At 67.7% G+C, this 25,394-nt stretch carries 24 protein-coding genes; 14 read left to right on the top strand and 10 right to left on the bottom strand.

Annotated elements, in window-relative coordinates; all coding sequences use genetic code 11:
- The first annotated feature begins 101 nt into the window (after positions 1 to 101).
- The 4 genes from RLN94_RS12735 to RLN94_RS12720 all read left to right on the top strand — a co-directional run bounded on the left by RLN94_RS12735 (position 102) and on the right by RLN94_RS12720 (position 4,156).
- The gene (locus RLN94_RS12735) at positions 102 to 1,517 is read left to right on the top strand and encodes a YcjX family GTP-binding protein (RefSeq protein WP_350044475.1); all 1,416 of its coding nucleotides are present in this window, start codon (positions 102 to 104) and stop codon (positions 1,515 to 1,517) included.
- Positions 1,514 to 1,960, top strand: a complete 447-nt coding sequence (locus tag RLN94_RS12730; protein WP_074834795.1) for a GNAT family N-acetyltransferase — start codon at positions 1,514 to 1,516, stop codon at positions 1,958 to 1,960. The genes RLN94_RS12735 and RLN94_RS12730 overlap by 4 nt, the downstream gene beginning before the upstream one ends.
- Positions 1,957 to 2,949: a YcjF family protein gene (locus RLN94_RS12725; RefSeq protein ID WP_350044473.1), complete on the top strand. Its 993-nt coding sequence runs from the start codon at positions 1,957 to 1,959 to the stop codon at positions 2,947 to 2,949. Before RLN94_RS12730 ends, RLN94_RS12725 begins: the two co-directional genes overlap by 4 nt.
- Positions 2,950 to 3,016: 67 nt before the next feature.
- A complete protein-coding gene (locus RLN94_RS12720) occupies positions 3,017 to 4,156 on the top strand; it encodes a glycosyltransferase (RefSeq protein WP_074834790.1) in 1,140 nt (379 codons plus the stop codon).
- A gap of 34 nt (positions 4,157 to 4,190) precedes the next feature.
- Here the strand turns inward: RLN94_RS12720 and RLN94_RS12715 are convergent, their stop codons facing one another.
- The 3 genes from RLN94_RS12715 to RLN94_RS12705 are packed head-to-tail and all read right to left on the bottom strand — an operon-like array spanning position 4,191 to position 6,509.
- A complete protein-coding gene (locus tag RLN94_RS12715; RefSeq protein ID WP_350044470.1) occupies positions 4,191 to 5,540 on the bottom strand; it encodes an MATE family efflux transporter in 1,350 nt (449 codons plus the stop codon).
- Between the two features lie 7 nt (positions 5,541 to 5,547).
- Entirely contained in the window at positions 5,548 to 6,054 is a 507-nt protein-coding gene (locus tag RLN94_RS12710; protein WP_048532446.1) for a PaaI family thioesterase, read from the bottom strand.
- A 32-nt stretch (positions 6,055 to 6,086) separates the two neighbouring features.
- Positions 6,087 to 6,509, bottom strand: a complete 423-nt coding sequence (locus RLN94_RS12705) for a PaaI family thioesterase (RefSeq protein ID WP_074834786.1) — start codon at positions 6,507 to 6,509, stop codon at positions 6,087 to 6,089.
- Positions 6,510 to 6,699: 190 nt separating this feature from the next.
- On the opposite strand from RLN94_RS12705, the gene RLN94_RS12700 reads away from it, so the two are divergent.
- From RLN94_RS12700 to RLN94_RS12670, 7 genes are all read left to right on the top strand, one after another.
- Positions 6,700 to 7,107, top strand: coding sequence for a MerR family transcriptional regulator (locus RLN94_RS12700; RefSeq protein ID WP_074834784.1), 408 nt, complete (start codon positions 6,700 to 6,702; stop codon positions 7,105 to 7,107).
- Between the two features lie 152 nt (positions 7,108 to 7,259).
- A complete protein-coding gene (locus RLN94_RS12695) occupies positions 7,260 to 7,661 on the top strand; it encodes a MerR family transcriptional regulator (RefSeq protein ID WP_048532449.1) in 402 nt (133 codons plus the stop codon).
- A gap of 30 nt (positions 7,662 to 7,691) precedes the next feature.
- Positions 7,692 to 9,467, top strand: a complete 1,776-nt coding sequence (locus RLN94_RS12690; protein WP_074834782.1) for an acyl-CoA dehydrogenase C-terminal domain-containing protein — start codon at positions 7,692 to 7,694, stop codon at positions 9,465 to 9,467.
- Between the two features lie 53 nt (positions 9,468 to 9,520).
- The gene (locus RLN94_RS12685; RefSeq protein WP_048532451.1) at positions 9,521 to 9,733 is read left to right on the top strand and encodes a hypothetical protein; all 213 of its coding nucleotides are present in this window, start codon (positions 9,521 to 9,523) and stop codon (positions 9,731 to 9,733) included.
- Positions 9,734 to 10,049: 316 nt separating this feature from the next.
- Complete coding sequence (locus RLN94_RS12680) at positions 10,050 to 10,691, top strand: glutathione S-transferase family protein (RefSeq protein ID WP_074834780.1); 642 nt, start codon at positions 10,050 to 10,052, stop codon at positions 10,689 to 10,691.
- An 11-nt stretch (positions 10,692 to 10,702) separates the two neighbouring features.
- A complete protein-coding gene (locus tag RLN94_RS12675) occupies positions 10,703 to 11,914 on the top strand; it encodes an acetyl-CoA C-acetyltransferase (RefSeq protein ID WP_048533881.1) in 1,212 nt (403 codons plus the stop codon).
- Positions 11,915 to 11,943: 29 nt separating this feature from the next.
- The gene (locus tag RLN94_RS12670; protein WP_350169059.1) at positions 11,944 to 14,133 is read left to right on the top strand and encodes a 3-hydroxyacyl-CoA dehydrogenase NAD-binding domain-containing protein; all 2,190 of its coding nucleotides are present in this window, start codon (positions 11,944 to 11,946) and stop codon (positions 14,131 to 14,133) included.
- Positions 14,134 to 14,212: 79 nt separating this feature from the next.
- On the opposite strand, the gene RLN94_RS12665 is transcribed toward RLN94_RS12670, so the two are convergent.
- Together RLN94_RS12665 and RLN94_RS12660 are read right to left on the bottom strand one after the other, a co-directional pair.
- Complete coding sequence (locus RLN94_RS12665; protein ID WP_350129606.1) at positions 14,213 to 14,824, bottom strand: Hint domain-containing protein; 612 nt, start codon at positions 14,822 to 14,824, stop codon at positions 14,213 to 14,215.
- 173 nt (positions 14,825 to 14,997) lie between these two features.
- Complete coding sequence (locus RLN94_RS12660; protein ID WP_350129609.1) at positions 14,998 to 15,645, bottom strand: sulfotransferase family protein; 648 nt, start codon at positions 15,643 to 15,645, stop codon at positions 14,998 to 15,000.
- A 614-nt stretch (positions 15,646 to 16,259) separates the two neighbouring features.
- On the opposite strand from RLN94_RS12660, the gene RLN94_RS12655 reads away from it, so the two are divergent.
- Complete coding sequence (locus tag RLN94_RS12655) at positions 16,260 to 17,888, top strand: AMP-binding protein (RefSeq protein ID WP_350129654.1); 1,629 nt, start codon at positions 16,260 to 16,262, stop codon at positions 17,886 to 17,888.
- A gap of 6 nt (positions 17,889 to 17,894) precedes the next feature.
- Here RLN94_RS12655 and RLN94_RS12650 read toward each other — a convergent pair whose 3' ends face one another.
- The gene (locus RLN94_RS12650; RefSeq protein WP_350129612.1) at positions 17,895 to 18,266 is read right to left on the bottom strand and encodes a hypothetical protein; all 372 of its coding nucleotides are present in this window, start codon (positions 18,264 to 18,266) and stop codon (positions 17,895 to 17,897) included.
- 164 nt (positions 18,267 to 18,430) lie between these two features.
- Between RLN94_RS12650 and RLN94_RS12645 the strand changes: the two genes are divergently transcribed.
- Together RLN94_RS12645 and RLN94_RS12640 are read left to right on the top strand one after the other, a co-directional pair.
- A complete protein-coding gene (locus RLN94_RS12645) occupies positions 18,431 to 19,600 on the top strand; it encodes an AraC family transcriptional regulator (RefSeq protein WP_350169057.1) in 1,170 nt (389 codons plus the stop codon).
- A 98-nt stretch (positions 19,601 to 19,698) separates the two neighbouring features.
- A complete protein-coding gene (locus RLN94_RS12640) occupies positions 19,699 to 20,724 on the top strand; it encodes a hypothetical protein (RefSeq protein ID WP_350129618.1) in 1,026 nt (341 codons plus the stop codon).
- A gap of 135 nt (positions 20,725 to 20,859) precedes the next feature.
- Here RLN94_RS12640 and RLN94_RS12635 read toward each other — a convergent pair whose 3' ends face one another.
- The 4 genes from RLN94_RS12635 to RLN94_RS12620 all read right to left on the bottom strand — a co-directional run bounded on the left by RLN94_RS12635 (position 20,860) and on the right by RLN94_RS12620 (position 25,393).
- On the bottom strand, positions 20,860 to 22,122 hold the full coding sequence (locus RLN94_RS12635) for an SPOR domain-containing protein (RefSeq protein ID WP_350129621.1): 1,263 nt from the start codon (positions 22,120 to 22,122) through the stop codon (positions 20,860 to 20,862).
- 63 nt (positions 22,123 to 22,185) lie between these two features.
- Positions 22,186 to 22,818 (bottom strand): uracil phosphoribosyltransferase, encoded by a 633-nt coding sequence (gene upp, locus RLN94_RS12630; protein WP_300896318.1) that lies wholly within the window; start codon positions 22,816 to 22,818, stop codon positions 22,186 to 22,188.
- Positions 22,819 to 22,892: 74 nt separating this feature from the next.
- Positions 22,893 to 24,089, bottom strand: a complete 1,197-nt coding sequence (locus RLN94_RS12625) for a phosphopentomutase (protein ID WP_350129624.1) — start codon at positions 24,087 to 24,089, stop codon at positions 22,893 to 22,895.
- The gene (locus RLN94_RS12620) at positions 24,089 to 25,393 is read right to left on the bottom strand and encodes a thymidine phosphorylase (protein WP_350129627.1); all 1,305 of its coding nucleotides are present in this window, start codon (positions 25,391 to 25,393) and stop codon (positions 24,089 to 24,091) included. The genes RLN94_RS12625 and RLN94_RS12620 overlap by 1 nt, the downstream gene beginning before the upstream one ends.
- Between the last annotated feature and the right edge of the window lies 1 nt (position 25,394).

Raw genomic sequence — 25,394 nt, 5'->3', positions numbered from 1 at the left:
CATCTACCCCGAGGGCCGGGCCGAAACAATCCCCCTCGCGCCACTGGAACTGCGGCGTCGCGGCGCCTATCCTCTGGAACAGTCAGAACGAGGGGGCAGGTTTGGTCATCAATACTTTGGCCGATGGTGTGTTGCGCAGCGTCGAAGCGGTGACCGATACGGTCAGCGGCACCTTCTTCGAGCCGGTGATCCGGCTGGGCGTCACCGGGCTGGCGCGCTCGGGCAAGACGGTGTTCATCACGTCGCTGGTGGCCAATCTGATGGATCGCGGGCGGATGCCGGGGCTGGTCGCCGCCGCAGAGGGCCGGCTGCTCACCGCCTATCTTCAGCCGCAGCCCGACAATACCGTGCCGCGCTTTGACTATGAGGCGCATCTGGGCGACCTGACCTCGCGCAGCCCGCATTGGCCGGAAAGCACCCGGGCGGTGAGCGAATTGCGGCTCTCGCTCAAGGTGCAGCCCGGCGGGCTGCTTTCGGGCTTGCAGGGGCCGCGGGTCATCCACCTCGACATCGTCGACTATCCCGGTGAATGGCTGCTTGACCTGGCGCTTCTGGACAAGAGCTATGCCGAATGGTCGGAAGAGGTGATGCAACGGATCAAGGGGCGCTCGGAAGCTGCTGATTTTCTGGTGCTTTCCGGTCAGACCGACGCGACGCAGCCGGCCGGGGAGCCGGTCGCCAAGGCGCTGTCGGCGAGCTTCACCACCTATCTCAACGCCGCCCGCGACGCCGGATACTACGACTGCACGCCGGGGCGGTTCCTGCTGCCCGGCGATCTGGCCGGCGCGCCGGTGCTGACCTTCGCGCCGCTGCCGCAGCCGGAAGAGACCCCGCGCAAGGCGCTCTGGCGCGAGATGGAGCGGCGCTACGAGGCCTACAAGCGCGAAGTGGTGAAGCCGTTCTTTCGCGATCACTTTGCCCGGATCGACCGGCAGGTGGTGCTGGTCGATGCCCTCGGCGCGATCCACAAGGGGCCGCAGGCGGTCGAGGATATGCGCCATGCGATGGCCGACATCCTCTCGGCCTTCCGCCCTGGACGCAACGATTTCCTCACCCGCCTGCTGATGGGCAAGCGGGTCGAGAAGATCCTCTTTGCCGCCACCAAGGCCGATCACCTGCACCACGTCCAGCACCCCCGGCTGACCGCGATCATGGAGGCGCTGACCCGCGACGCCCGCGACCGGGCGCGCTTTGCCGGCGCCGATACGGCGGCGATGTCGATCGCGGCGTTGCGCGCCACCACCGAACATACCCTCGACCACAAGGGCCGCAGCCTCGATTGCGTGCGCGGCGCGCTGCTCGACGGCGGCCGGCAGGCGGCCTTCTACCCCGGCGAACTGCCGGAGGATCCGAACGCCCTGCTCGGCCCGGCGCGCGACGGCGCCGAGCGCTGGCTCGACGGCGATTTCCAGGCGATGCGCTTCGCCCCGGCGCCGCTGACACTCAAACCCGGCGACGGCCCGCCCCACATCCGGATTGACCGGGCGGCGCAATTCCTGATCGGAGACAAGCTGTGAGCCCCGACATCCGAGACGCCCGTTCGACTGACGCCGGCAAGATCGCCGCGATCCTGACCGAAGCCATGGACACGCCGCCGTGGAAGCCGAACCTGCACAGCGGCGCGCAGGACGTGGCCCATTGCGGCCGGATGATCGACAAGGGCTGGGTCCGGGTGGTCGAGAGCGGCGACGGCCGCATCCTGGGCTTTATCGCCCGCAATGGCGAAGAGATCGATGCGCTCTTCGTGGCGGCGCCGGAGCGCGGCCAGGGGGTCGGGGTGGCGCTGCTCGACGACGCCAAGGCCCGGGCGAACCGGCTCGAGCTCTGGACCTTCCAGCGCAACACCGGGGCGCAGAAATTCTATGAACGCGAAGGCTTTGCCGAGGTGACGCGCAGCGACGGCGCGGGCAACCAGGAGCAATTGCCCGACGTGCGCTATGCCTGGGAGGCCAAGACATGAGCAAGGGACCGGTGCTGATCGAGCTTGACGAAGACACCCCCTCGCCCGCCGAGGCGCCGCCAGTGCCCGAACTGGGCGCGCCGACGCCCAAGGGCCAGGCTATGCAGACGGCGGCGGTGCTGGCGGCGCGGCGGCCGTCGCGGCTGGCCCGCTGGTTCTGGGGGCTGCTGGGGGCCGTGATCGGCGCGGCGGTCTCGGTCGCGGCCTGGGATTTCGCCACCGCGATGATCGACCGGCAGCCGATCCTGGGCTACGCGGTGACCGCGCTGATCACCGCGCAGCTGCTGGTGATGGTGCTGATCTCGCTCAAGGAGGTCGCCGCCTTCGGCCGGCTGCGGCGGATCGACAGGCTGCGGCTCCGGGCGGATGAGGCACTGGCCAATTCCGATCTCAAGGCCGCCCGTGCGGTGGCCGCCGATCTCCTGACCTTCTACGCCGGGCGCGAGGACACGCGTTGGGGCCGCGACAAGCTGCGCGACGGGATGGAGGATGCCTTTGACGCCGACGCCATGCTCGGGGAGGTCGAGCTTGACCTGCTGGCGCCGCTCGATGCCGCCGCCCGGCGCGAGGTCGAGGCGGCGGCGCGGCAGGTGGCGACGGTGACGGCGGTGGTGCCGCTGGCGCTGGCCGACGTGTTGGCGGCGCTGACCGCCAACCTGCAGATGATCCGCCGCATCGCCGAGATCTACGGCGGCCGCTCGGGCACGCTGGGCAGCTGGCGTCTGACCAAGGCGGTGATGGCGCATATCGTCGCCACCGGCGCGGTGGCGGTGGGCGACGACATGCTCGAGCCGCTGCTCGGCGGCTCGCTGCTGGGCAAGCTCTCGCGGCGCTTTGGCGAGGGCATGGTCAACGGGGCGCTGACCGCGCGGGTCGGCGTCGCCGCGATGGATGTCTGTCGCCCGGTGCCTTTCGGGGTCAAGACCCGCCCCTCGGTGCGCGGCATCGTGCAGAGCGCGCTGACCGGGGTCTTCAAGAGCGATCGCTAAGGCCGCGCTTGCGGCAATCGGGGGGCGCTGCTAGGCAGGCGCGGAACCAAGGAAAGGCCCCGCGCCCATGCGCATCTGCATCGTGACCGGTGAGTATCACCTGCCCGGCGAGACCTTCATCAACCGTCATATCCAGCACATCTTCGGCGGCGCGGCGGCGGTGGTCTGCGGCCGCTATCACGGCGAAAATCCCTATGACGTGGCCTGGTTCAACCGGCGCGGCCGCGACACCGGGCTGGCCGACCGGCTGATGATGCCCCTCGCCGTCGGGATCAACCGGCTGCGCCACGGCACCGGGCGGCTGCCGTTCGGCCAGGCCAAACGCGAGCTGAAGGCCTTTCTGAAAGCACAGCGCATCGAGGGGATCCTAGCCGAGTTCGGCACCCAGGCGCTGGCGGTGGCGCCGCTGGCGAACGAGATGGGCATTCCCTGCTTTTCCTATTTTCGCGGCACCGATGCCTCCAAGGCGCTGAACCAGGGCAATATCCCCGGCGCCTATGCCAAGATGATGCCGCGGCTGGCCGGGGTGTTCTCGGTCTCGCAATTCTTGCTCGACAATCTGGCGGCGCGCGGCGTCACCCATCCCAATGCGCACGTGATCCCTTCGGGGGTGAACGTGCGGCTGTTCCGGCCCGCCGAGAAACGCCCGCTCTCGTGCCTCGCAGTGGGGCGGATGGTCGAGAAGAAGGCGCCGCTGGTGACCCTCCGCGCCTTCCTGAAGGCGAGCGAGGGGCTGGCGGGGGCGCATCTCGATGTCATCGGCGACGGCCCCCTGCTCACGCCGGCCCGGGCCCTGGTGGCCGAAGCCGGAGCCGAGGCCAGGGTGAGTTTCCACGGTGCCCAGCCGCATGAGGCGGTGCGCGACCGTCTGGCCGGCACCGAATTCTTTCTCCAGCATTCGATCACCGCCGCCAACGGCAACACCGAAGGGCTGCCCACCGCCATCCAGGAGGCCATGGCCTGCGGCTGCCTGACCGTCTCGACCCGCCATGCCGGCATCCCCGAGGCGGTCGACGAAGGCCGCACCGGCTGGCTGGTGGACGAGCACGACGAGGCCGGTTTTGCCGACGCGATCCGGAGCGCCATGACCGCCGGGAACCGCGCCGCCATGGCCGCCGAGGCCCGGCAGGTGGCCGAGGACCGCTTTGACAACCAGAAGCTGCTGGAAAAGCTGGAACGGGTGATCCGGGAGACGGTGGCGGGCTGATCCTTCCGCAGCTTCAGCCCCGGTGGCGGCGCGATCAGCCTGCCTGCCGGGCGGCGCTTACGGCATGGGCCGCCCGCTCCAGCGCCGGATACCGCGCCAGGAGGCTGAGGCCGCGGGCGGCAAAGGAGACATGCAGCGCCAGCCACAGGCCATGGTTGGCCCAGACCGGGGTCAGCAACCAGACCGCGGCGAGATAGCAGAGTGCCGCCAGCAACATCATGTTGCGCATGTCGGCCGACCGGGTGGCGCCGATGAAGATGCCGTCGAGCATGGTCAGGCCGATCTGCATCACCGGCGCGGCGATCATCCATGGCAGGAATTCGCGCGCCAGAAGCCGCACGTCGGGGGCCTTGGCCAGGATGTCGATGAAGGCCGGGCCGAACAGCCAGAACAGGAGCGACAGCAGCCCGGCGGTGATCGTCGCCCAGAGCGTGGTGAGCGCGGCGCCGCGCCGGACCCTGTCTACCGCGCCGGCGCCGAAGGCCTGGCCGACCAGCGCCTCGGCGGCAAAGGCGAAACCGTCGAGCGCATAGCCGGTCACGTAGAGGAATTGCAGCAGCACCTGATTGGCCGCCAGTGTGGCATCGCCAAAACGGCCGCCAAAGAGCAGAAAGCTCACCAGGATTGCCTGCAACAGCGCCGAGCGGATCATGATGTCGGCATTGACCACCGCCATCCGCTTGAGCCGCACCCGGTCGAAGACCCGCGCCCAGTCGCGCCAGGACGGGTGACGAAAGGCGGCGCGGCACATCCAGAGCCCCATGGCCAGCCCGCTCCACTCCGCCAGGAAGCTGGCCAATGCCACGCCGCTGACCCCCCAGCCGAGGCCCAGCACGAAGATCACGTCAAGCACCATGTTGGCGCCGTTCATCCAGAGTTGCAGCCCGAGCAGCGCACGCGAGCGTTCCTGGGCGATCAGCCAGCCCGAGATGCCGTAGATGGCGATGGCGGCCGGCGCCGACCAGATGCGGATCTGCATGTAGTCGCGCGCCATTGCTTCGACTTCCGGCGAGGCCGGCGAGACCGCGAAGGCCAGCGGATAGAGCAGCGGCTGAAGCAGGATGAACATCACCCCCGCCGCCAGGCCGATCATCAGCCCGCGGGTGAGCAGCGCCGCCACCTCGGCGCTATCGCCCTGCCCCGCCGCCTGCGCGGTCAGCCCGGTGGTGCCCATGCGCAGAAAGCCGAAGATCCAGTAGACCGCCGAGAGGATCACCGCACCGACACCGACCGCGGCAATCGGTTCGGCGGCGGGGATCTGGCCCACCACGCCGGTATCGACCACCCCGATCAGCGGCGTCGTCATCGCCGCCAGCATGATCGGCAGCGAGATCTTCAGCACCCGCCGATGGGTCAGCGGCGCGGGCCCTGGCGCCGGTCCCATGGCTGGGTCAGTCACGGGGCAGCATCAGGAAATGCCCGGTCGCCTGGGCATGCGGCCGGTTGCGGTTGTCCTGCCAGGCCTCGGCGTGCACGCTGGCATAGCGCCGGCCCGAACGGGTCACCCGGGCGCGGGCATAGCTGTCGCGCGGCAGGCCCGAGCGCAGGTAATCGACGGTGAAATCGATCGTCTTGGGCAGGCGCGGCAATGTGCCGGCCTCGACCTCCTCGAGCGGCAGGGCGCCGCTTTCCATGTCTTCCCAGATGAACGACCACGACAGGCCGACAATCGCCGTCACCTCGAGAAAGGCCGCCGTCACCCCGCCGTGCAATGCCGGCAGCATCGGGTTGCCGATCAGCTTGTCGTCATAGGCCAGCAGCGCCGTCAACTCGTCGCCGCGCCGGTCGAAGGTGATGCCCAGGTATTGCGCATAGGGAATGCCGCCGGCCAGGGCGCGCAGGGCGGCGTCGCGACGGTGCTTGACCTGTTGCAGGGGTTCACGGCGGTTCTGGGGCATGGGGCGACCTCGGGGTCAGGCGGTTTCGGGGCTCAGCTTTTCTCGACGGTGAAGGCGCCGGTTGCGGTGGCGACCGGCCGGTCGAAATCCTCGTCGTAGGTGGTGGCGCGGACAAAGGCCACCGTCCGGGTGACATGGTAGCATTCCGCCCGCGCGGTGATCGTCTGCCCCGGGGTGGCGGCCCGCATGTAATCGATCCGCAGATCGATGGTGGCGGTGGCGCCGCCGACCTGCGGATGGCTCATCACCGCGGTGCCGCAGCAGGTGTCCATCAGCGCCGAGACCGCGCCGCCGTGGATCACCCCGGTTTCGGGGTCGCCGACAAAGCGGGTGTCATATCCCATGGCGATCTCGGCCTTGCCGTCCGAAACCTCGGTGATCGTCATGCCAAGCTCGCGTGAATGCGGGATGCTGCCGATGAACTGTCGGGCAAAGGAAGTCTTGTCGGTCGGCATGTTCTGTCCTTGCAGTGTTTCCGATTTATGCGCATTCCCGCTCACCGGTTGCAAGCGGCGAGCGGTCATTGCGCCCCCCGCCCTTTTTGGCCTAATCTGTCCGCGGATGGCCCGATGCCCGGAGCGCAAGCCGCCTTGGGGGTGGTGTTTCGGTGTGAGGCAGGCAGCAGAGCAACCGGGGGAATGCGGCATGAGCGAGACAAGGCTCAGCTTCAAGGAGATGTGCGCCAAGTTTGACGTCACACCACGAACCTTGCGTTATTACGAGTATATCGAATTGCTTTCGCCAGAGCGCGAAGGCCGTTCTCGGTTTTACGGCCCGCGCGAAATCGCGCGGATGGAACTCGTCATGCGCGGCCGGCGCTTTGGCTTCTCGCTCGAGGAATGCCGGCAATGGCTGATGATCTACGACCACGAAGGCACCCGCGCGCAGATGCGGGTGTTTCTCGATATGGCCGACCGTCAGCTGATCGCATTGGCCGAGCAGAAAGAACAGCTCGACGCCGCGATGCGCGAGCTGAGCGACCTTCGCAAAGAGACCGCAGAGACCTTGAACGACGGGGCCGAAGCGGCCTCCGGCCCTTTTCAAAGCGGTTAGAATGTTGCGCTGACGTAGGGTGATGCGCAGTGATCTTACGTCACCCTGAAACTGACGTAGCGTTTGGGTTACGTCACCCATTTTTCCCATTGTAGGCAGAGGGTGCGATTTGCAACTGCACCTTGGTCGACGATGATCAACAGGTGCTACCAATGACAGAACAAACGATGACAATCCGCGAGATGTGCGATGAATTCGAGGTCACTCCAAGAACTCTCCGCTTCTATGAAGCCAAGGAACTCTTGTTCCCCCGACGCGACGGGCAGAAACGTCTGTTTTCCCGCCGCGACCGGGCCCGGCTCAAGCTCATCCTGCGCGGCAAGCGGTTCGGGTTTTCGCTCGAGGAAATCCGCCAGCTTCTCGACCTCTACGATATCGGCGATCAGCAGCAGACGCAGCTGCGCCAGACCTACGAGCTTGCCAGCAAGCGGCTTGACGATCTGGAGCGCCAGCGTGCCGAACTCGACGCCAACATCAAGGACCTCAAGGACCAGTTGAAGTGGGGCGAAAAGATGATCGCCTCGATGTCCGCTCACAAGAAGGCCGCAGAATAGCGGCCATGTAAGACCCCTAGGGAGACCCAGATGCCCAGCTACTCACCGCCTACCAAGGATCTGCAATTCATTCTGCACGAGGTGCTGAACGCACCGGCGCAGGATGTGCCCGGCTATAACGAGCTGGATGCTGATTTCACCAGCGCGGTGCTGGAAGAAGCCGGCAAGATCGCGCGCGATGTGCTCGCACCGCTCAACGTGGTGGGTGATACCGAAGGCTGCACACTGGAGAACGGCGTCGTGCGCACGCCGAAGGGGTTCAAACAAGCCTTCGATCAGCTGCGTGAAGGTGGCTGGACCGCCCTGGATTGTGACCCGGAGTATGGTGGGCAGGGGCTGCCATACCTGGTTCAGACCGCGGTGGGCGAAATGCTGACCGCATCGAACATGGCGTTCCAGATGTATCCGGGCCTGACCCATGGCGCCTATTCCGCCATCCATGCCCATGGCACGGCGGCACAAAAAGCGATGTACCTGCCGAAGATGGTCACCTGTGACTGGACCGGCACCATGAACCTGACCGAGCCGCATTGCGGCACCGACCTCGGGCTCATGCGCACCAAGGCCGAGCCGCAGGCCGATGGCTCCTACGCCATCACCGGACAGAAGATTTTCATCTCGGCCGGCGATCATGACCTCAGCGACAACGTGATCCACCTGGTGCTGGCGAAAATTCCCGGCGGCCCCGAAGGGATCAAGGGCGTCTCGCTCTTCATCGTGCCCAAGATCCTGGTGAACGACGACGGCAGCCTCGGCGACCGCAACGGCGTCTCGGTCGGCAAGATCGAGGAAAAGATGGGCATCCACGGCAATTCGACCTGCGTGATGAATTACGACGGTGCCAAGGGCTGGCTGCTCGGCACCGAACACAAAGGCATGCGGGCGATGTTCACCATGATGAACGAGGCGCGCATCGCCGTCGGCCTGCAAGGCCTGGGCCAGGCCGCGGTGGCCTATGACAATGCGCTGGCCTATGCAAAGGACCGGCTTCAGGGCCGGGCGGTGACCGGCACGGAAAACCCGGATGGCCCGGCCGATCCGCTGATCGTGCATCCCGACATCCGGCGCAACCTGCTCGACCAGAAGAGCTTTGTCGAAGGCGCGCGGGCCTTTGGCCTCTGGGGCGCCAATTTGATCGACCGGGCGCACCGCAACGATGACCCGCAGGCCGAGGGGCTGATCTCGCTGCTGACGCCGGTGATCAAGGGGTTCCTCACCGACAAGGGCTTTGACTGCACGGTCGCCGCGCAGCAGGTTTACGGCGGCCATGGCTACATCGAGGAATGGGGCATGTCGCAATTTGCCCGCGACGCCCGGATCGCGATGATCTACGAGGGCGCCAATGGTGTGCAGGCGCTCGACCTCGTCGGCCGCAAGCTGGCGCAGGACGGCGGCAAACACGTCATGGGCTTCTTCGACATGGTCAAGGGATTCTGCAAGGAGAACGCCGACGACGCGGATCTCGAGGACTTCGTTGAGCCGCTGAAAGCCGCGTCGAAGGATCTTCAGGCGGCCGGCATGTTCTTCATGCAGCAGGGCATGAAGAACCCCAACGCGGCGCTGGCCGGCAGCCATGACTTCATGCATCTCTTCGGCCATGTCTGCCTCGGGCTGATGTGGGCGCGGATGGCCAAGGCCTCGCAGGCAGCGCTGGCCGCCGGCACCGCCGACCGCGACTTCCACGAAACCAAGCTCGCCACCGGGCGCTATTACATGGCGCGGCAACTGCCGATGACCAAGACGCATCTGGCGCGGATCGAGACCGGCGCGGCGCCGGTGATGGGGCTGGCGGCCGAGAACTTCTGAAAATACGGTGGGGGAACACCCCCCACCCGACCTCTCAGATCAAGGACCGCCCGATGCCCAAACGCTTTCGCCTCACCCGCCGGTTCAACGCGGCGATGACCGAAGACGGCTATCGCCGGCTGCGCCGCTTTGCCGAGGCCGCCGGTCTCGACGAGGGCGAGGCGCTGTCCTTCGTCTTCGAGCATTTCGACAGCATCACCGACAACGAGGCGCTGACCCACAGGCTGCGGCTCTTCAACTCGGACCTGGATGCGCGGAAGCGATGAGGGCGCGGCAGGTGACAGCGACCGGCGCGACAGCGTCCAAAGTCACGCGGGCCCGGACCGCCCGCAGAAAGGCGTATTTGGAAAGAGAAGAAACACGAAAGGGAGGTCCACCCCGTCACCCGGCCCGGACCCGCGGCGGGCTGCTGGCGGGGCGACGGGGCTTCTCCTCTTGCGGTCATCGGCTCGCCAGCCTGTACCGCACCTTCGAGCCTCGCCGATTAACCTTAACAACGGGTTACCCCCTGCTGCTTCTTCTCTTTGAAAAATACGCCAGTGCCACGCCCGCCAGGGGCGACCAGATCAGGAATGGGAAGACATGACCATGAAACTCCACTGCTTCGGCGAATCCGGCAATGCCTACAAGGCGGCGCTGGCGCTGGAACTCTCCGGCCTCGACTGGACGCCGGTCTATGTCGATTTCTTCAATGGCGCGGCCCGCACGCCGGAATACCGCGAGACCATCAACGCCATGGGCGAGGTGCCGGTGCTGGTGGATGGCGACACCCGGCTCAGCCAGTCCGGTGTGATCCAGTCCTATGTCACGGAAAAGACCGGCAAGTTCGGCGGCGCCACGCCGGAAGAGGCGCGCGAGGTGCTGCGCTGGGTGTTGTGGGACAATCACAAGCTGTCCGGCCAGAACGGCCCGCTGCGCTTCCTGATGAACTTTCTGCCGGAAGACCGACGCCCGGCCGAGGTGATCGCCTTCATGCAGGGCCGGCTCAAGGCCGCTTACGGGGTGCTCGATGCCCATCTGGCCGGCCGCGACTGGATCGTCGGCGCGGGCCTCACCAACGCCGATCTGAGCTGCTGCGGCTATCTCTTTTATCCCGAGCCCTTCGGCTTCGAGCGGGCCGACTGGCCCAATATCGACGCCTGGCTCAGCCGGCTTTCCGAAACACCGGGGTGGAAGCCCCCCTATGACCTGATGCCCGGCTCGCCTGCCGACCGGGCCACCTGAGGAGGATGCACGTGACCGACGCCTATATTTACGACGCCCTGCGCAGCCCGCGCGGCAAGGGCCGCAAGGATGGCTCCCTGCACGAGGTGACCAGCCTGCGGCTTTCGGCCCAGATCCTGAACGCGGTCAAGGACCGCAACGGGCTTGACGGCCATGCCGTCGAGGACGTGATCTGGGGCAATGTCACCCAGGTGGGCGAACAGGGCGGCTGCCTGGCGCGCTCGGCGGTGCTGGCCTCCGATCTTGACGAACGCATTCCCGGCCTCTCGATCAACCGCTTCTGCGCCTCCGGCATGGAGGCCGTGAACCTGGCCGCCAATCAGGTGCGCGGCGGCGCCGGCCGGGCCTATATCGCCGGCGGGGTCGAGATGATGGGCCGCGTCGCCATGGGCAGCGATGGCGCGGCGATTGCCGTCGATCCGTCGCTGGCGATGGAGAGCTATTTCGTGCCGCAGGGCATTTCGGCCGATATCATTGCCACCGAATACGGCTTTTCCCGCGATGACGCCGATGCGCTGGCGGTGGAGAGCCAGAAGCGCGCCGCCGCCGCCTGGCAGGACAAGCGGTTCGACAAATCCGTTGTCGCGGTGCGTGACGTCAACGGGCTGCCGATCCTCGAAGCGGACGAATACATGCGGCCTGGCACCGACATGCAAAGCCTCGGCGGCCTCAAGCCCGCCTTCAAGGACATGGGCGAAACCATGCCCGGCTTCGATGCCGTGGCGCTGATGAAATATCCGCATCTCGAGCGCATCAACCACATCCACCACGCCGGCAATTCCTCGGGCATCGTCGATGGCGCCGCCGCCGTGCTGATCGGCAACAAGGAATTCGGCGAGGCGCATGGGCTCAAGCCCCGGGCCCGCATCCGCGCCACCGCCAAGATCGGCACCGATCCGACGATCATGCTGACCGGCCCGGTGCCGGTGACCGAGAAAATTCTCGCCGACAGCGGGATGTCGATCTCCGACATCGATCTCTTCGAGGTCAACGAGGCCTTTGCCAGCGTCGTCTTGCGCTTCATGCAGGCGTTCGATGTCGATCATGACAAGGTCAACGTCAACGGCGGCGCCATCGCCATGGGCCATCCGCTGGGCGCCACCGGCGCGATCATCATCGGCACCCTGCTCGACGAGCTGGAGCGCAGCGGCAAGGGCGTGGGTCTCGCCACGCTCTGCATTGCGTCCGGCATGGGGGCCGCAACGATCATCGAGCGCCTGTGAGCGCCGTTCAAGGATTTGGGAGAGCCAGAATGACCGATTTTACCCTGCGCAAGGACGCCGATGGCGTGGCCATCATCGAATGGGACGTGCCTGAAAAGAGCATGAACGTGCTGTCCCTCGACGGGCTGGCCGAGCTTGACGGCCATCTCGATGCCGCCCTGGCCGATGACGCCGTCAAGGGCATCGTTATCACCTCGGCCAAGCCGGATTTTGCCGGCGGCATGGATCTCAACGTGATCGCCAAGATGAAGGAAAGCGCCGGCGACGATCCCGCGCGCGGGCTGTTCGACGGCATCATGCAGATGCACGCCATCCTGCGCAAGATCGAGCGCGGCGGCATGGACGACAAGAACAAGGGCGGCAAGCCGGTGGCCGCCGCCCTGCCCGGCACCGCGCTGGGCATCGGGCTCGAGATTCCGCTGGCCTGCCACCGGGTCTTTGCCGCCGACAACCCGAAGGCCAAGATCGGCCTGCCCGAGATCATGGTCGGCATCTTCCCCGGCGCCGGCGGCACCACCCGTCTGGTGCGCAAGATGGGCGCCATGGCGGCCTCGCCCTTCCTGCTCGAAGGCAAGCTCTCGGATCCGAAAAAGGCCAAGATGGCCGGGCTGATCGACGAGGTGGCGGATGATCCCGTCGCCGCCGCGAAAGAGTGGATCCTGTCCGAGCCGAAATTCGTCAAACCCTGGGATGAAAAGGGCTACAAGATCCCCGGCGGCGCGCCCTATCACCCGGCCGGTTTCATGACCTTCGTCGGCGCCTCGGCCATGGTCAACGGCAAGACCAAGGGCGTCTATCCGGCCGCCAAGGCACTGCTTTCGGCGGTCTACGAAGGCGCGCTGGTGCCCTTCGACACCGCGCTCAAGGTCGAGGCGCGCTGGTTCACCAACGTGTTGATGAACCCGTCGTCGGCGGCGATGATCCGCTCGCTCTTCATCAACAAGGAAGCGCTAGAGAAAGGCGCCAACCGCCCCGAGGCCCCCGACCAGAAGGTCAAGAAGGTGGGCGTGCTGGGCGCCGGCATGATGGGCGCAGGCATCACCCTGGTCTCGGCCCTCGCCGGCATCGAGGTGGTGCTGATCGACCAGAAGCAGGAAGCGGCGGACAAGGGCAAGGCTTATACCGCCGACTACATGGACAAGGGCATCAAGCGCAAGAAAGCCACCGAAGAGAAGAAAGCGGCCACGCTGTCGCTCATCACAGCCACCACCGAATACGCCGCGCTCGAGGGCTGCGACCTGATCATCGAGGCGGTGTTCGAAGACCCCAAGATCAAGGCCGAAGTCACGGTTAAGGTCGAAGCGGTGATCGGCGACGATTGCATCTTTGCCTCGAACACCTCGACCTTGCCGATCACCCAGCTCGCCAAGGCCTCGAGCCGCCCCGAGCAGTTCATCGGCATTCACTTCTTCTCGCCGGTGGAAAAGATGATGCTGGTCGAGATCATCAAAGGCAAGCAAACCGGTGACCGCGCGGTGGCCAAGGCGCTGGATTATGTCCGCCAGATCCGCAAGACCCCGATCGTGGTCAATGACGCCCGCTTCTTCTACGCCAATCGCTGCATCATCCCCTACATCAACGAGGGCATGCGCATGGTCAAGGAAGGCGTCTCCCCGGTGCTGATCGAGAATGCCGCAAAGATGGTCGGCATGCCGCTCGGCCCGCTGCAACTGGTAGACGAGACCTCGATCGATCTCGGCGCCAAGATCGCCCGTGCCACCCGGGCGGCGATGGGCGACGCCTATCCCGATGGCGAGGTCGACGAGGTGATCTTCTGGATGGAGGCCGAAGGCCGGCTCGGCCGCAAGACCAAGGCCGGATTCTACGATTATGACGCCACCGGCAAACGCCAGGGGCTGTCGGAAACGGTCAAGGCGCAGTACCCGCAGGCCGTGGATCAGCCCGATCTGACCGAGGTGCAGCACCGTCTGCTCTTTGCCCAGGTGCTCGAGGCGGTGCGCGCGCTCGAGGAAGGCGTGCTCGAGGACATCCGCGAAGGCGACGTGGGCGCCATCCTCGCCTGGGGCTTCGCGCCGTGGTCGGGCGGCCCGTTCTCGTGGCTCGACATCATCGGCGCGCCCTACGCCGCCGAGCGCTGTGACCAGCTGACCGAGAAACTCGGCCCCCGCTTCACCACCCCCGACCTCCTGCGCGAGCTGGCCGAGAAGAACCAGAGCTTCTACGCCCGCTTCGGCACCGAGGCCGACCAGGCCGCCTGACCGTTCAGGCGCCTCGCCGAAAAACGAAAAACCGCGCAAGGCCTTCCCCTTGCGCGGTTTCTCTTGCCCGGCCCGATCGTCAGGCCGGCAGGCCCGCCCTGCATCCCTCCGCCGCGATCCGACCGGCCAGAAAGCGCGCCTCGTCCAGCGGCAGGATCGCATAGAGCGGATCCTGCGGCGCCTCCCACGCCGCCGCGACCATGTCGCGCGAGGACGGGCACAGGAACAGCAGACCGTCCCGCGCGAACACCACCTGCTCGGTCGCGAAATGCAGGCGGACGACCTCGAAGCCATCCTGCGGGGGCACCCGGCGGCTCCCGGTCAGCGCGTCCATCGCCTCGGCGGGCAAAAGCGAGAACGGATCGCCGTAAAGGTCCTCGGCAGTGTCGCTCTCCACCATGATCGTCTGTCGCGGCATCAGGTGCATCACGTCGCGATTGCCCAGCACCCCCTCCGGCACCTCGATCGGCCAGAAGGCCCGCGGACATTCGCCCGGCCCCGGAAAGCCGTGGCGCGTCACCCGCACCACCCTCTGCAACCCGGCATCGAAGGTCAGCACCCGGTCGCCCGCGCAGACCCGCTCCACCGGCTGCCAGCCCCGTTCCGTGGCCACCCGCGTGCCCGCCACGAGGCCCGACATCACCGGCCCGTCAGGGCTCTCGGGGTCGACCGCTGGGAATGACTCGAACATCTGACCGTCCATTGCCGGGGCCGGAGGTAGCCGGCCCATGTTGCCATGGTTGATCATCCTGCCACATCTGGGGCCCTTGTTTGCCGAAAAGATGGCCGAAATGCGGCACCGTTTCGCAGGTGGCGACAGTCACGCGACGAAGACAACACCGCCCCCCAAAGCGAAACGCCAACTCACGAAAACACGTATCCGAACCGCGCGATATCCTCCCCGCAGACCTCTCCCACCAGCGCCGAATCGGCCTCCGAGTAATAGTCCCGATACGCCGCCCCCCGCTCCGAGGCATTGGCATGCGGCAACTCCAGCCGAAACCCGAGATGCTCCCACAACGGCGCCGCATCCTCCGCAAACCGCTCCAGCCGGATGAACAGGTCGCACCGCTCCCGCCCGTCCGGCCCGGTGACGTAGCTGCCATAGGGATGCGCCCTGAGGCTCTCCCGCGTCTGCGGATGGTTCAGGAACGCGCTGAACCCCACCGCCTTGGCCAGCCTCACCGCCGGATGATCGAACCCCTGCGCCCGCAGCCAGTGATAATAGCTCACCACCCGATCCCACGGGTTCCGCACCATCGTGACCACGAACGCCCCCTCGACGAACCCCCGGCTCACCAGCCCCTCGATATCCCGCAAGGTCGAATGCTTCCACAGCCGCCCCGCCGAGGCGACCCCCTGCACCCTCTTCCGCCGCTTCCGTGCCTTCGGCGTGTCCCCGATCAACAGGTCATCCTTCATCGCCCGCCCCTCCAGCGCCAGCGCCAGCGAGGTGCCCCCGGTCTTGGGGATATGGACGAAGATGTAATTGCGCCCGGGCGAGATGATCATGGGCGGGATGGTAGGAGGGTGAGGTCGAAAGAGAAAGCTCTCAATCGAGACACCCGCCCGGAGTCAAGCCGCGCCAAAGCGCGGCGCCGGGCGAGCGACTGCCCGTCCCCACGGGCTGGCGCTTTTGCGAATGAAACGCCACACAAGCAGGTTGGATGTACTTGGCAACCATAAAGTGCTCACCACTCAGGTCAGCAGCGCCACCCCACGGGCAGTCACCCGCCCGGCCGACCATCCGATGGCACACGTCCCCTTCAACGCTAGAGGTCCCGGCTCAGGGCCGGGACGCGCAATCACTCACCCACCCGCCCCGGGCCTGACCCGGGGCCTCTCCACCAGCCAAACCGGGATCAGCCCCCCGCCCGGAGTCAAGGTGAGCCAAAGGCTCGCCGCCGGGCAGCGCCCGACCGCCCCCCGGGCGGGCGCTTCTGCAACGGAGCCATGCAGAGCCACCGTCGGATGTAGGCTGAACCATAAATCAACCAACACCCCGTCGGCGCGCCCACCCGCGGTCGGGCCCCGCCCGGCCCTCCCCCAAAACCAAACCCTTTGCTTTGCCGCCCCAAATGCGCAATATCCCTGGTCTGACACCCACCGCGAAGGAGGAGCGCATCATGGGCTGGATGAAGGACGAAACCGGACTCGAAAAGAACGCGGCCAATTTCGTGCCGCTCACGCCCCTGTCCCACCTCCGCCGCGCCGCCCGCCTCTTCCCCGACGACGAGGCGCTCGTCTACAAGACCTTCCGCAAGACCTATGCCGAGTACCACGAGCGCTGCACCCGCCTCGCCTCCGCCCTCACCAAGCTGGGCGCCGAACCGGGCGACGTGGTGGCCACCCTCCTGCCCAACATCCCCGCCCATGCCGAGGCGCATTTCGGCGTGCCCGCCTGCGGCGCCGTGCTCAACGCCATCAACACAAGGCTGGAATCCGACACCATCTCCTACATCCTCGACCATGGCGAGGCGAAGGTGGCGCTCATCGACAGCGCCCTCCTCCCCGTCACGCTCGAGGCCATCGAGAAGATGGAGGGCCCCGCCCCGACGATCATCGAGGTCCCCGACTCCATCGCCGGAATCCCCGCCAGCGGCGATCACATGACCTATGACGACCTCCTCGCCACCGGCGACCCCGATTTCGACTGGATCATGCCGCAGGACGAATGGGAAAGCCTCGCCCTCAACTACACCTCCGGCACCACCGGCCGGCCAAAAGGCGTGGTCTACCACCACCGCGGCGCCTACCTCATGACCATGGGCACCGCCGTCAGCTGGCCCATCCCCCGCGGCGCGAAATACCTCACCATCGTGCCGCTCTTCCATTGCAACAACTGGAACCACACCTGGGCCGTGCCGATGGTCGGCGGCACCGTGATCTGCTGCCGCGACATCACCGCCAAGAACATCTACGACGCCATCGCCGACGAAGGGGTCACCCATTTCGGCGCCGCGCCTATCGTGCTCAACACCATCGTCAACTCCAAGCCCGCCGACCGGCGCGCCTTCGACCATATCGTCGAGGTCTTCACCGCCGGCGCCCCGCCCCCCGCGGCCACCCTCGCCGCGATCGAGCCGCTGGGCTTCAACGTCACGCAGGTCTACGGCCTCACCGAAACCTACGGCCATGTCACCGAATGTGTCTGGCATACCCGCTGGAACGACGAGGCCGACGACGAACGCTACGCCATCAAGGCCCGCACCGGGGTGCTCATGCCGATGATGGAGGACATCACCTCGATGGAGGCCGAAACCATGTCCCAGATCCCGATGGACGGCACCGCCCAGGGCGAGATCATGATCCGCGGCAATGCGGTCATGAAAGGCTACCTCAAGAACCCCGAGGCCACGGCCGAGTCCTTCCGCGGCGGCTATTTCCACTCCGGCGACATCGCCCTCCAGCACCCCGACGGCTACCTCCGCATCGCCGACCGCGCCAAGGACATCATCATCTCCGGCGGCGAGAACATCAGCTCGATCGAGGTCGAGGGCGTGCTCATGCGCCATCCGGCCGTCCTGCTCTGCGCCGTGGTCGCCAAACCCGACGAGAAATGGGGCGAGGTCCCCTGCGCCTTCGTCGAGGTCAAGGAAGACGCCACCGTCACCGAGGACGACCTCATCGCCTTCGCCCGCGAACGCCTCGCCGGGTTCAAGACCCCCAAGAAGGTGGTGTTCCGCGAACTGCCGAAAACCTCGACCGGCAAGATCCAGAAATTCGAACTGCGCCAGGCGCTGAGGGAGGGCTGAGCCCCCTCACTCCACCGGGTACACCAGGCACGGGTCGAGGATCACCTGCCGTGCGCCCACCCGGTTGTACCCGCCGGCAAAGCGCACCGTCCCGCCGCCCGCCTCCTTGGGGTAGTAGGTCACGCACATCACCTGCACCTCCTCGGGCGCGCACATGATCAGGTAGGCCAGCGCCCCGTCCCAGTGGCTCTCGGCGATCTCCCCGTCGATCACCATGGTGACACGCGCGTCGGTCTCCGGCGCCCGCTCGACCCAGCCGGGCAGGCTGGCACAGCTCGCCGGCCGCCCGAACCCCTCGCCGGGGCGGAACGGGCCCTCCTCCTCGTAGATCGGCTCTCCCGCCGCGGCGACGCCCCAAGCGCCCACCGCCAGCGCCATGCCAGCCATCCTGATCCTCACCATATCCTGCCTGCCTCTCCATTGACCCGCGCCTGTCCCGGGCGATTCCACGCCACCCTAGGCCGCCCCGCGCCCTCCGGTCTTCCAGCATCCGCCGGGCTCTATTACGATCCGCCGCACCCCCCGGCCCCAAGGAGACGCGTGTGCCCGGCCCGGCCTATTCCGACCATGCCGATTTCTACCGGCGCGGGCCCTATGCCCGCTACCTCACCGGCCGCAAGACCGTGGGCTCCCGTCCCGTCGCCATGTTCGCGGCCGAACAACCCGCCGGCGCCTACCCCGATCCGCCGATGCCCGGCCTGCTGCTCTACCTCGCCCTGCAAGGCGCGAAAGAGGCGCGGTTCGACTGGGGCGCCGGGCGCTGGCGCGGCACGTGGCGGCGCCATGACCTGACCCTCGTGCCGGCCAACGCCGCCTCCGACGTGACGCTCTCCGACCGCCACGGCTTTCTCGGCCTCTGCCTGCCCGCCTCGCTCTTCACCGAAAGCACCGAAACACTCGGCCCGCTCCACGCGGCCCCCTTCCGCGACCCGCTCACTGCCGAGCTCGTCGCCGCCCTCTGGCGCGACAGCGGCCCCGCCGGGGCGGGCTGCGCGCTCTTCGCCGACAGCGCGCTCACCTGCCTCGCCGACCGCCTCCACCACCTCGCGGCGGCGCCCGCCCCCCGCGCCGAGGCGCCGCCCCTCTCCTCCCGCCTGCTGGCCCGGATCGACGACCATATCCGCGCCCGCCTCGACCAGCCGATCACCGTGGCCGAACTCGCCCGCCTCTCCGGTCACAGCCCCTCACATTTCTCGACCCTCTTCCGGCGCGCGACCGGCGTCTCGCCCTACACCCGCGTCCTCGCCCTGCGCGTCGAACACGCCGCCGGGCTGATCGCCACCTGTCCCGACATGCCCCTCGCCGAAATCGCCCTCGCCAGCGGCTTTTCCAGCCAGTCGCACCTGACCTCCGCCTTCCGCCGCCACACCGGCACCACCCCGGCCGCCCGCCGCGCCGCCTCCCGACCCTGTCCCCGCCCCGGGCCTGACCCGGGGCCTCTCCACCGCACGAGGTCCCGGCTCAAGGCCGGGACGCGCCCCTCAATCCTCACCCGCCCCGGGCTTGACCCGGGGCCTCTCGCCGCCACCCCCAGGGGCCTCACGCGGCCGCCCCCTCCCCCAAACCCCCCGTTGCGCCCAACACAACATCTCGCATGTTGCGCCCGGAACGCCGCATCAACCACCCGCTCCACAGCCCCGGAAACCGACGCGATACCGACAAAATACCGACGTGATACCGACGTCGGCCCCCCTTCAAATCCTCGCCGTTAACCATCGAATCACCAAAATCCTTGATGTCACCCGGCAATTGCCGCCTGCCACCACCCCGTGCTAAGGTCACCGAAAAGGCAGAGCAGGCCCATAAAGCCATGACGGCACTGAAAGAATACCAGCGGCTGGAAGCCTCGGGCCTGTGGCGCCCCACCCCGGATGCCCAGCGCACCGAGGTGATCGTCTCGATCGGCGACGCCACCCTGATCATCAGCGACATGCAGGAACGCGCCCTCACCCACTGGTCGCTCGCCGCCGTGGCCCGTGCCAACCCCGGCAAGCGGCCCGCCATCTACCACCCCGACGGCGACCCGGGCGAGACGCTCGAACTGGCCGATGACGAGGCCGACATGATCGCCGCCATCGAGAAGCTCTGCGCCGCGATCGACCGCCGCCGCCCGCATCCCGGCCGGCTGCGCCTCGTGATCCTGCTGCTGGTGCTGGCCGTCGTCGCCGCCGGCGCCGTCCTGTGGCTGCCGCAGGCGGTGCGTCAGCACGCCGTCACCGTCGTCCCGGAGGTCAAGCGGGCCGAGATCGGCGCCGCCCTCTTCCGCCATATCCAGCAGGAAACCGGCCCGCCCTGCACCACGCCCGAGGGGCGCGCGGCCCTTGATAAACTGGCCCAGCGCGTGCCCGGCCCCGACGGCCCCGGCTATCTCGAGGTCATGCGCGAGGGGATCGACGGCACCATCCACCTGCCCGGCTCGACCATCCTTATCGGCCGCGGGCTGGTCGAACAGTATGACGAGCCCGACGTGGTGGCGGGCTATCTCGTGGCCGAACGCCTCCGGGCCCAGGCCCGCGACCCGCTGGCGCAGCTGCTCGAGGCCAGCTCGGTCTGGGCCAGCTTCCGGCTGCTGACCACCGGCGATATCGACGACGGCACGCTCGACGCCTATGCCGACACACTGCTCGACAGCCCCGGAATGAGCCTCGAGACCGAAACCCTGCTGGCGGGGTTCGAGGCCTGGTCAGTCCGCGCCGCGCCCTACGCCTATGCCCGCGACGAAACCGGCGAGAGCACCCTCGGCCTGATCGAGGCCGACCCCTTCGCCGACGGCGCCCCGCCGGCCCTGCTCAGCGATTCCGACTGGCTCCGCCTGCAGGCGATCTGCAGCGGCTAGGCCGCGGGCTTAACCTGATCTCAACGGGTCCGGCGGCACCTTCAACGCAGCACGCGGCGACCCACCCCGCCACCAATGAAAAAGGCGGCACCGTTTCCGGCCCCGCCTTCATCTTTCATTAACCTTTGCCGGCGCTTACCGCCGCAGGCTCGCCTGCGCAAAGCCCATGCCGCGCACGCGTGTCAGGCCGTTGTCAAGCTGGCTCTGCGTCTTGAACGGCCCGGCCATGACCAGCGTGTAGGTCTTGCCCTTGTGGGTCACCTTGCCCGTCCGCGCCGGCAGGCCGGAATTGGCCAGCTTCTGCGCCGTCCGCTTGGCGTGGGCCGGATCGCTGAAATTGCCAAGCTCCACGTAGCGATGGCTCGCCGCCCGGGCCTCGACCTTGGGCGTCGCGGCCATCGCGGCGGCCGGCTTCGCCGCGGCCTTCGCCTGCGGCGCCGCCTGCTGGGCAAAGCTCATCGCCATCGGGTAGGACGCGGCCGAGCGCGACACCACGTCCGCCTCGGTCACCACCGGGCCCACCGCCGGCTGCTTCAGCCGCCGCGGCGTGGTCTTGGTCCACCGCTGCTCCATCTGCGCCTTGCCGGCAAAGGTCTGGTGCGCGCGGCGGGTGTTCAGCCGGTCATCCTCCCACACCGAGACATAGCCCTCGGGCACATAGACCCCCTCGGTGCTGGCCTTCTGGTTGGCATAGACATGCTTCGGCGCCACCACCGTCGTCGCGCTCACATAGCCCGGCGCGGCATAGCTGCCCGTGCTGTAGGACGTGACCCCGGTCGGCGTGCCGGGATTGTAGACCGTGGCATTGGGCCCGGCGGTCGCCCGCTCGGTCACGTGCGGCGTGCTCTGCGGGCCGCAGCGGATCGTGTAGCGGTTGGTCGAGTTGATATACTGCTGCGATTGCGCGCTCAGGTTCGCGCAGTCGGCCACCACCACCCGGCGCGGCTTGGGCGCGGGTTCGGGCTTGGCCACAGGCGCGGTCACCGGCACCGGGTCCGGCGTGGTCGCCGCCGGCTTCGGCGGCGGGGCAGACCGGTAAAGCGGCGTCGCGGCCGGGGCCGGCGCGGGCTTGCGCGCAACGGTCGTGGTGGCCGGCGCAGGCTGCGTCACCGGGGCCGTGGCCCTCGGCGCCTGGGCCGCCGCGATCTGGTTGCCCGACAATGTCGGCTGCATCCCGCAGATCTGTTTCCGCCCGCGGCTCACCCGCGGCACCCAGTTCACCGCGCCGTCAACGCCCGCACGGATGAACACGCATCCGGTACTGTCGACATATTGCCGGCCGGTGTAGGACGCCGGCGGAAACTCCGCCGGAACCGCTTTTTTGATCTGGGCCTGGGCGATGCCAGACCCGCAAGACACGACGATGGCAGCCGTCGCCAGCACACTTGCTAATCTCATTTTACCCCCAGAGTAACTGGGTCGAGATTGCCTCATAAAAGGATGTGAGTAAACAGGTTTCCCTTACTGCGTGCCGAACATGCGGTCGCCCGCATCCCCCAGCCCCGGCAGGATATAGCCCATCTCGTTAAGCCGCTCGTCCAGCGACGCGGTCACGATCGGCACGTCCGGATGCGCCTCCTTCATCCGCGCCACACCCTCCGGCGCGGCCAGCAGGCAAAGGAATCGGATGTCCTTCGCGCCGGCCTTCTTCACCAGGTCCACCGCCGCGGCCGAGGAATTGCCGGTCGCCAGCATCGGGTCCACCACGATCGACAGCCGCTCGTCCAGAAGCTCGGGCACCTTGAAGTAATACTGCACCGGCTGCAGCGTCTCCTCGTCGCGATAGAGCCCCACGAACCCCACCCGGGCCGAGGGAATCAGCTCCAGCATCCCGTCCAGAAGGCCGTTCCCCGCCCGCAGGATCGAGATCAGCGCCAGCTTGCGCCCGTCCAGCACCGGCGCGTCCATCTCCTCCAGCGGGGTCTCGATCCGCCGCGTCGTCATCGGAAGCTGGTGCGTCACCTCGTAGGCCAGCAACTGGCTGATCTCGCGCAGAAGCTGCCGGAAGACGGCCGTGGATGTGGTCTTCTCCCGCATCAATGTCAGCTTGTGCTGCACCAGCGGGTGCTTGACGACGGTCAGGTGCTCTTTCATCTCCGGCTCCTCTCAGGCTGTCTGCCCCGCCTTTTCCCGCAATCGCGCCCCGAGGGCAACGCCGGATGCCGCGTTCAGCCCTCCGGCGGGGTCAGAAAACTGCGCCCCGGCCCGCCGGCCTCGAGGCCCAGCCACGCCGCCACGCTCGCCGCCACGTCGGTGAACCCCACCTGCCCGATTTCTCCCTTGCCCGCACCGGCCACCAGCACCGGCACCCGCTCACGCGTGTGATCGGTGCCGGGCCATGTGGGGTCATTGCCGTGATCGGCGGTCAGGATCATCACGTCCCCCTTGCCCAGCCGCGGCAGCAACTCGCCGATCTTGCCGTCGAACCATTCCAGCGCGGCGGCATAGCCCTCCACGTCGCGCCGGTGGCCATAGACCGCGTCGAACTCCACGAAATTGGCGAAGGTCAGGCTCCCGTCCTCCGCCGTCTCCAGCGCATCCGCCAGGTGCCCCATCAGCTCCGCATCGGTGCCCTTGGCCACGTCGCTGATCCCCTGCATCGAGAAGATGTCGCCGATCTTGCCGATCGCGTGAACCTTGCCCCCACCGGCCCGCACCCAGTCGCACAGCGTCCAGCCCGGCGGCGCCATGGCGAAATCCCGGCGATAACCGGTGCGGCGGAAACCGCTTTCGGCATCGCCGGTGAACGGCCGGGCGATCACCCGGCCCACCCGCATCTCGTGCAGCATCGGCGCGATCTCGCGACAAAGCGTCAGCAGGCGCTCCCGCCCGAAAACCTCCTCATGCGCCGCGATCTGAAAGACGCTGTCGGCCGAGGTATAGCAGATCGGCCAGCCCGTCCGCATATGCTCCTCGCCCAGCTCCTCGAGGATCACCGTGCCCGAGGCATGGCGATTGCCCAGCACGCCCTCCGTGCCCGCCAGCCGCTTCACCGCCTCCGTCACCTCCTCCGGAAAGGCCGGTTCCTCGTCAGGAAAGTAATGCCAGTCGAACGGCACCGGCAGCCCGGCCAGCTCCCAATGCCCCGAGGTCGTGTCCTTCCCCTTCGACACCTCGCTCGCCGCGCCCCACAGCCCCTCCGGCGCGGCCCCCAGCCCCGGCGCCATCTTGCCCGAGGCCAGCTTCACCGCCGCGCCCAGCCCCAGCCTGTCCAGCACTGGCATCTTCAGCCCGGCCCGCGCCTGCGCGATATGCGCCACGGTGTTCGCGCCCGTGTCCGGCTCGCCCGCGTTCACGTACTCGCCCGCATCCGGCGCCCCGCCGATGCCCACGGAATCCATCACGATCAGGAACACCCGCGCCATCAGCCGACCCTCTCATGCACCAGCGACGGCAGCTCCGGCGCGGCGTCTCCGATGGTTATGGCCCGCCGCAATATCGCCTCGGCCCGGTCGGCATGTTCGGCCCGTGCGGCATGGATGCGCAGCATCGGCTGGCCCGCCTCCACCTCCGCGCCAAGCGCCACGATATCCGACAGCCCCGTGCTCGGCTCGATCACGTCGCTCTCCACCTGCCGGCCGCCGCCCAGCTCGATCACCGCCAGCCCCATCGCCTCGCCATCCATCGCCGCGACGTACCCCGCCCGCTCCGCCTTGAACTCCCGGATCACCGTCGCCTCGGGCAGGAACCACGCCCAGCGCTCGACGAACCCCACCGGCCCACCCATCGCGCCGACCATCCGGCCGAACCGCTCCGCCGCGCGCCCATCAGCCAGCACCGCCCGGATCTTCTCCGCGCCGTCCTCCGCATCCTTCGCCAGCCCCGCCCCGGCCAGCGCCATGCCGCCCAGCACGGCGCTCAGCTCCGCCAGCGGGCCGGCCGCCTGCCCGGTCAGCACCCGCATGGCACAGGCCACTTCCAGCCCGTTGCCCAGCGCCGGCGCCAGCGGCTGGTTCATGTCCGAAATCACCGCGCTCGTCCGACAGCCAGCAGCGTTCGCCGTCTCGACCAGCGCCTCCGCCAGCGCGCGCGCGTCCTCTTTACCTTTCATGAACGCCCCGCTGCCAAGCTTCACGTCCAGCACGAGGCCATCCAGACCGGCGGCCAGCTTCTTCGACAGGATCGACGCGGTGATCAGGTCAAGGCTCTCCACCGTCGCGGTCACGTCGCGGATTGCGTAAAGCCGCCGGTCCGCCGGCGCCACCTGCCCCGTCGCGCCGACAATCGCGCACCCCGCCGCGTTAACGATTTGGTAAAGCTGCGCCTCGCTCATGTCGGTCCGCAGCCCCGGGATCGCCTCCAGCTTGTCGAGCGTCCCGCCGGTATGGCCCAAGCCCCGGCCCGAGATCATCGGCACAAACGCCCCGCAGGCCGCCAGCGCCGGCGCCAGCACGAGGCTCACGCAATCGCCCACCCCGCCGGTCGAATGCTTGTCGATCACCGGCCCGTCCAGCCGCCACCGCAACGTCTCGCCACTGTCCCGCATCGCCAGCGTCAGCGCCGTCCGCGCCTCGGGCGACAGCCCCTTCAGCAGCACGGCCATGGCAAAGGCCCCGGCTTGCGCATCGCTCACGTGCCCGCTGGCCAACCCGTTGGCAAACCACGCCATCTCCTCCGCCGAGGCGCCCCGCCCGTCCCGCAGGGCGGCAATGATCGCACGCGCATCCAAC

This window comes from Roseovarius sp., assembly GCF_040223625.1.
Lineage (GTDB): Bacteria > Pseudomonadota > Alphaproteobacteria > Rhodobacterales > Rhodobacteraceae > Roseovarius.
This window is presented reverse-complemented; position numbering and strand designations above follow the sequence as displayed.

Coding starts and splice junctions, on each gene's coding strand:
- RLN94_RS12725 (WP_350044473.1), top strand. CDS start 1,957: ATGAGCAAGGGACCGGTGCTGATCGAGCTTGACGAAGACACCCCCTCG.
- RLN94_RS12720 (WP_074834790.1), top strand. CDS start 3,017: ATGCGCATCTGCATCGTGACCGGTGAGTATCACCTGCCCGGCGAGACC.
- RLN94_RS12715 (WP_350044470.1), bottom strand. CDS start 5,540: ATGGGACCGGCGCCAGGGCCCGCGCCGCTGACCCATCGGCGGGTGCTG.
- RLN94_RS12710 (WP_048532446.1), bottom strand. CDS start 6,054: ATGCCCCAGAACCGCCGTGAACCCCTGCAACAGGTCAAGCACCGTCGC.
- RLN94_RS12705 (WP_074834786.1), bottom strand. CDS start 6,509: ATGCCGACCGACAAGACTTCCTTTGCCCGACAGTTCATCGGCAGCATC.
- RLN94_RS12700 (WP_074834784.1), top strand. CDS start 6,700: ATGAGCGAGACAAGGCTCAGCTTCAAGGAGATGTGCGCCAAGTTTGAC.
- RLN94_RS12695 (WP_048532449.1), top strand. CDS start 7,260: ATGACAGAACAAACGATGACAATCCGCGAGATGTGCGATGAATTCGAG.
- RLN94_RS12690 (WP_074834782.1), top strand. CDS start 7,692: ATGCCCAGCTACTCACCGCCTACCAAGGATCTGCAATTCATTCTGCAC.
- RLN94_RS12685 (WP_048532451.1), top strand. CDS start 9,521: ATGCCCAAACGCTTTCGCCTCACCCGCCGGTTCAACGCGGCGATGACC.
- RLN94_RS12680 (WP_074834780.1), top strand. CDS start 10,050: ATGACCATGAAACTCCACTGCTTCGGCGAATCCGGCAATGCCTACAAG.
- RLN94_RS12670 (WP_350169059.1), top strand. CDS start 11,944: ATGACCGATTTTACCCTGCGCAAGGACGCCGATGGCGTGGCCATCATC.
- RLN94_RS12665 (WP_350129606.1), bottom strand. CDS start 14,824: ATGTTCGAGTCATTCCCAGCGGTCGACCCCGAGAGCCCTGACGGGCCG.
- RLN94_RS12660 (WP_350129609.1), bottom strand. CDS start 15,645: ATGATCATCTCGCCCGGGCGCAATTACATCTTCGTCCATATCCCCAAG.
- RLN94_RS12655 (WP_350129654.1), top strand. CDS start 16,260: ATGGGCTGGATGAAGGACGAAACCGGACTCGAAAAGAACGCGGCCAAT.
- RLN94_RS12650 (WP_350129612.1), bottom strand. CDS start 18,266: ATGGCGCTGGCGGTGGGCGCTTGGGGCGTCGCCGCGGCGGGAGAGCCG.
- RLN94_RS12640 (WP_350129618.1), top strand. CDS start 19,699: ATGACGGCACTGAAAGAATACCAGCGGCTGGAAGCCTCGGGCCTGTGG.
- RLN94_RS12635 (WP_350129621.1), bottom strand. CDS start 22,122: ATGAGATTAGCAAGTGTGCTGGCGACGGCTGCCATCGTCGTGTCTTGC.
- upp (WP_300896318.1), bottom strand. CDS start 22,818: ATGAAAGAGCACCTGACCGTCGTCAAGCACCCGCTGGTGCAGCACAAG.
- RLN94_RS12625 (WP_350129624.1), bottom strand. CDS start 24,089: ATGGCGCGGGTGTTCCTGATCGTGATGGATTCCGTGGGCATCGGCGGG.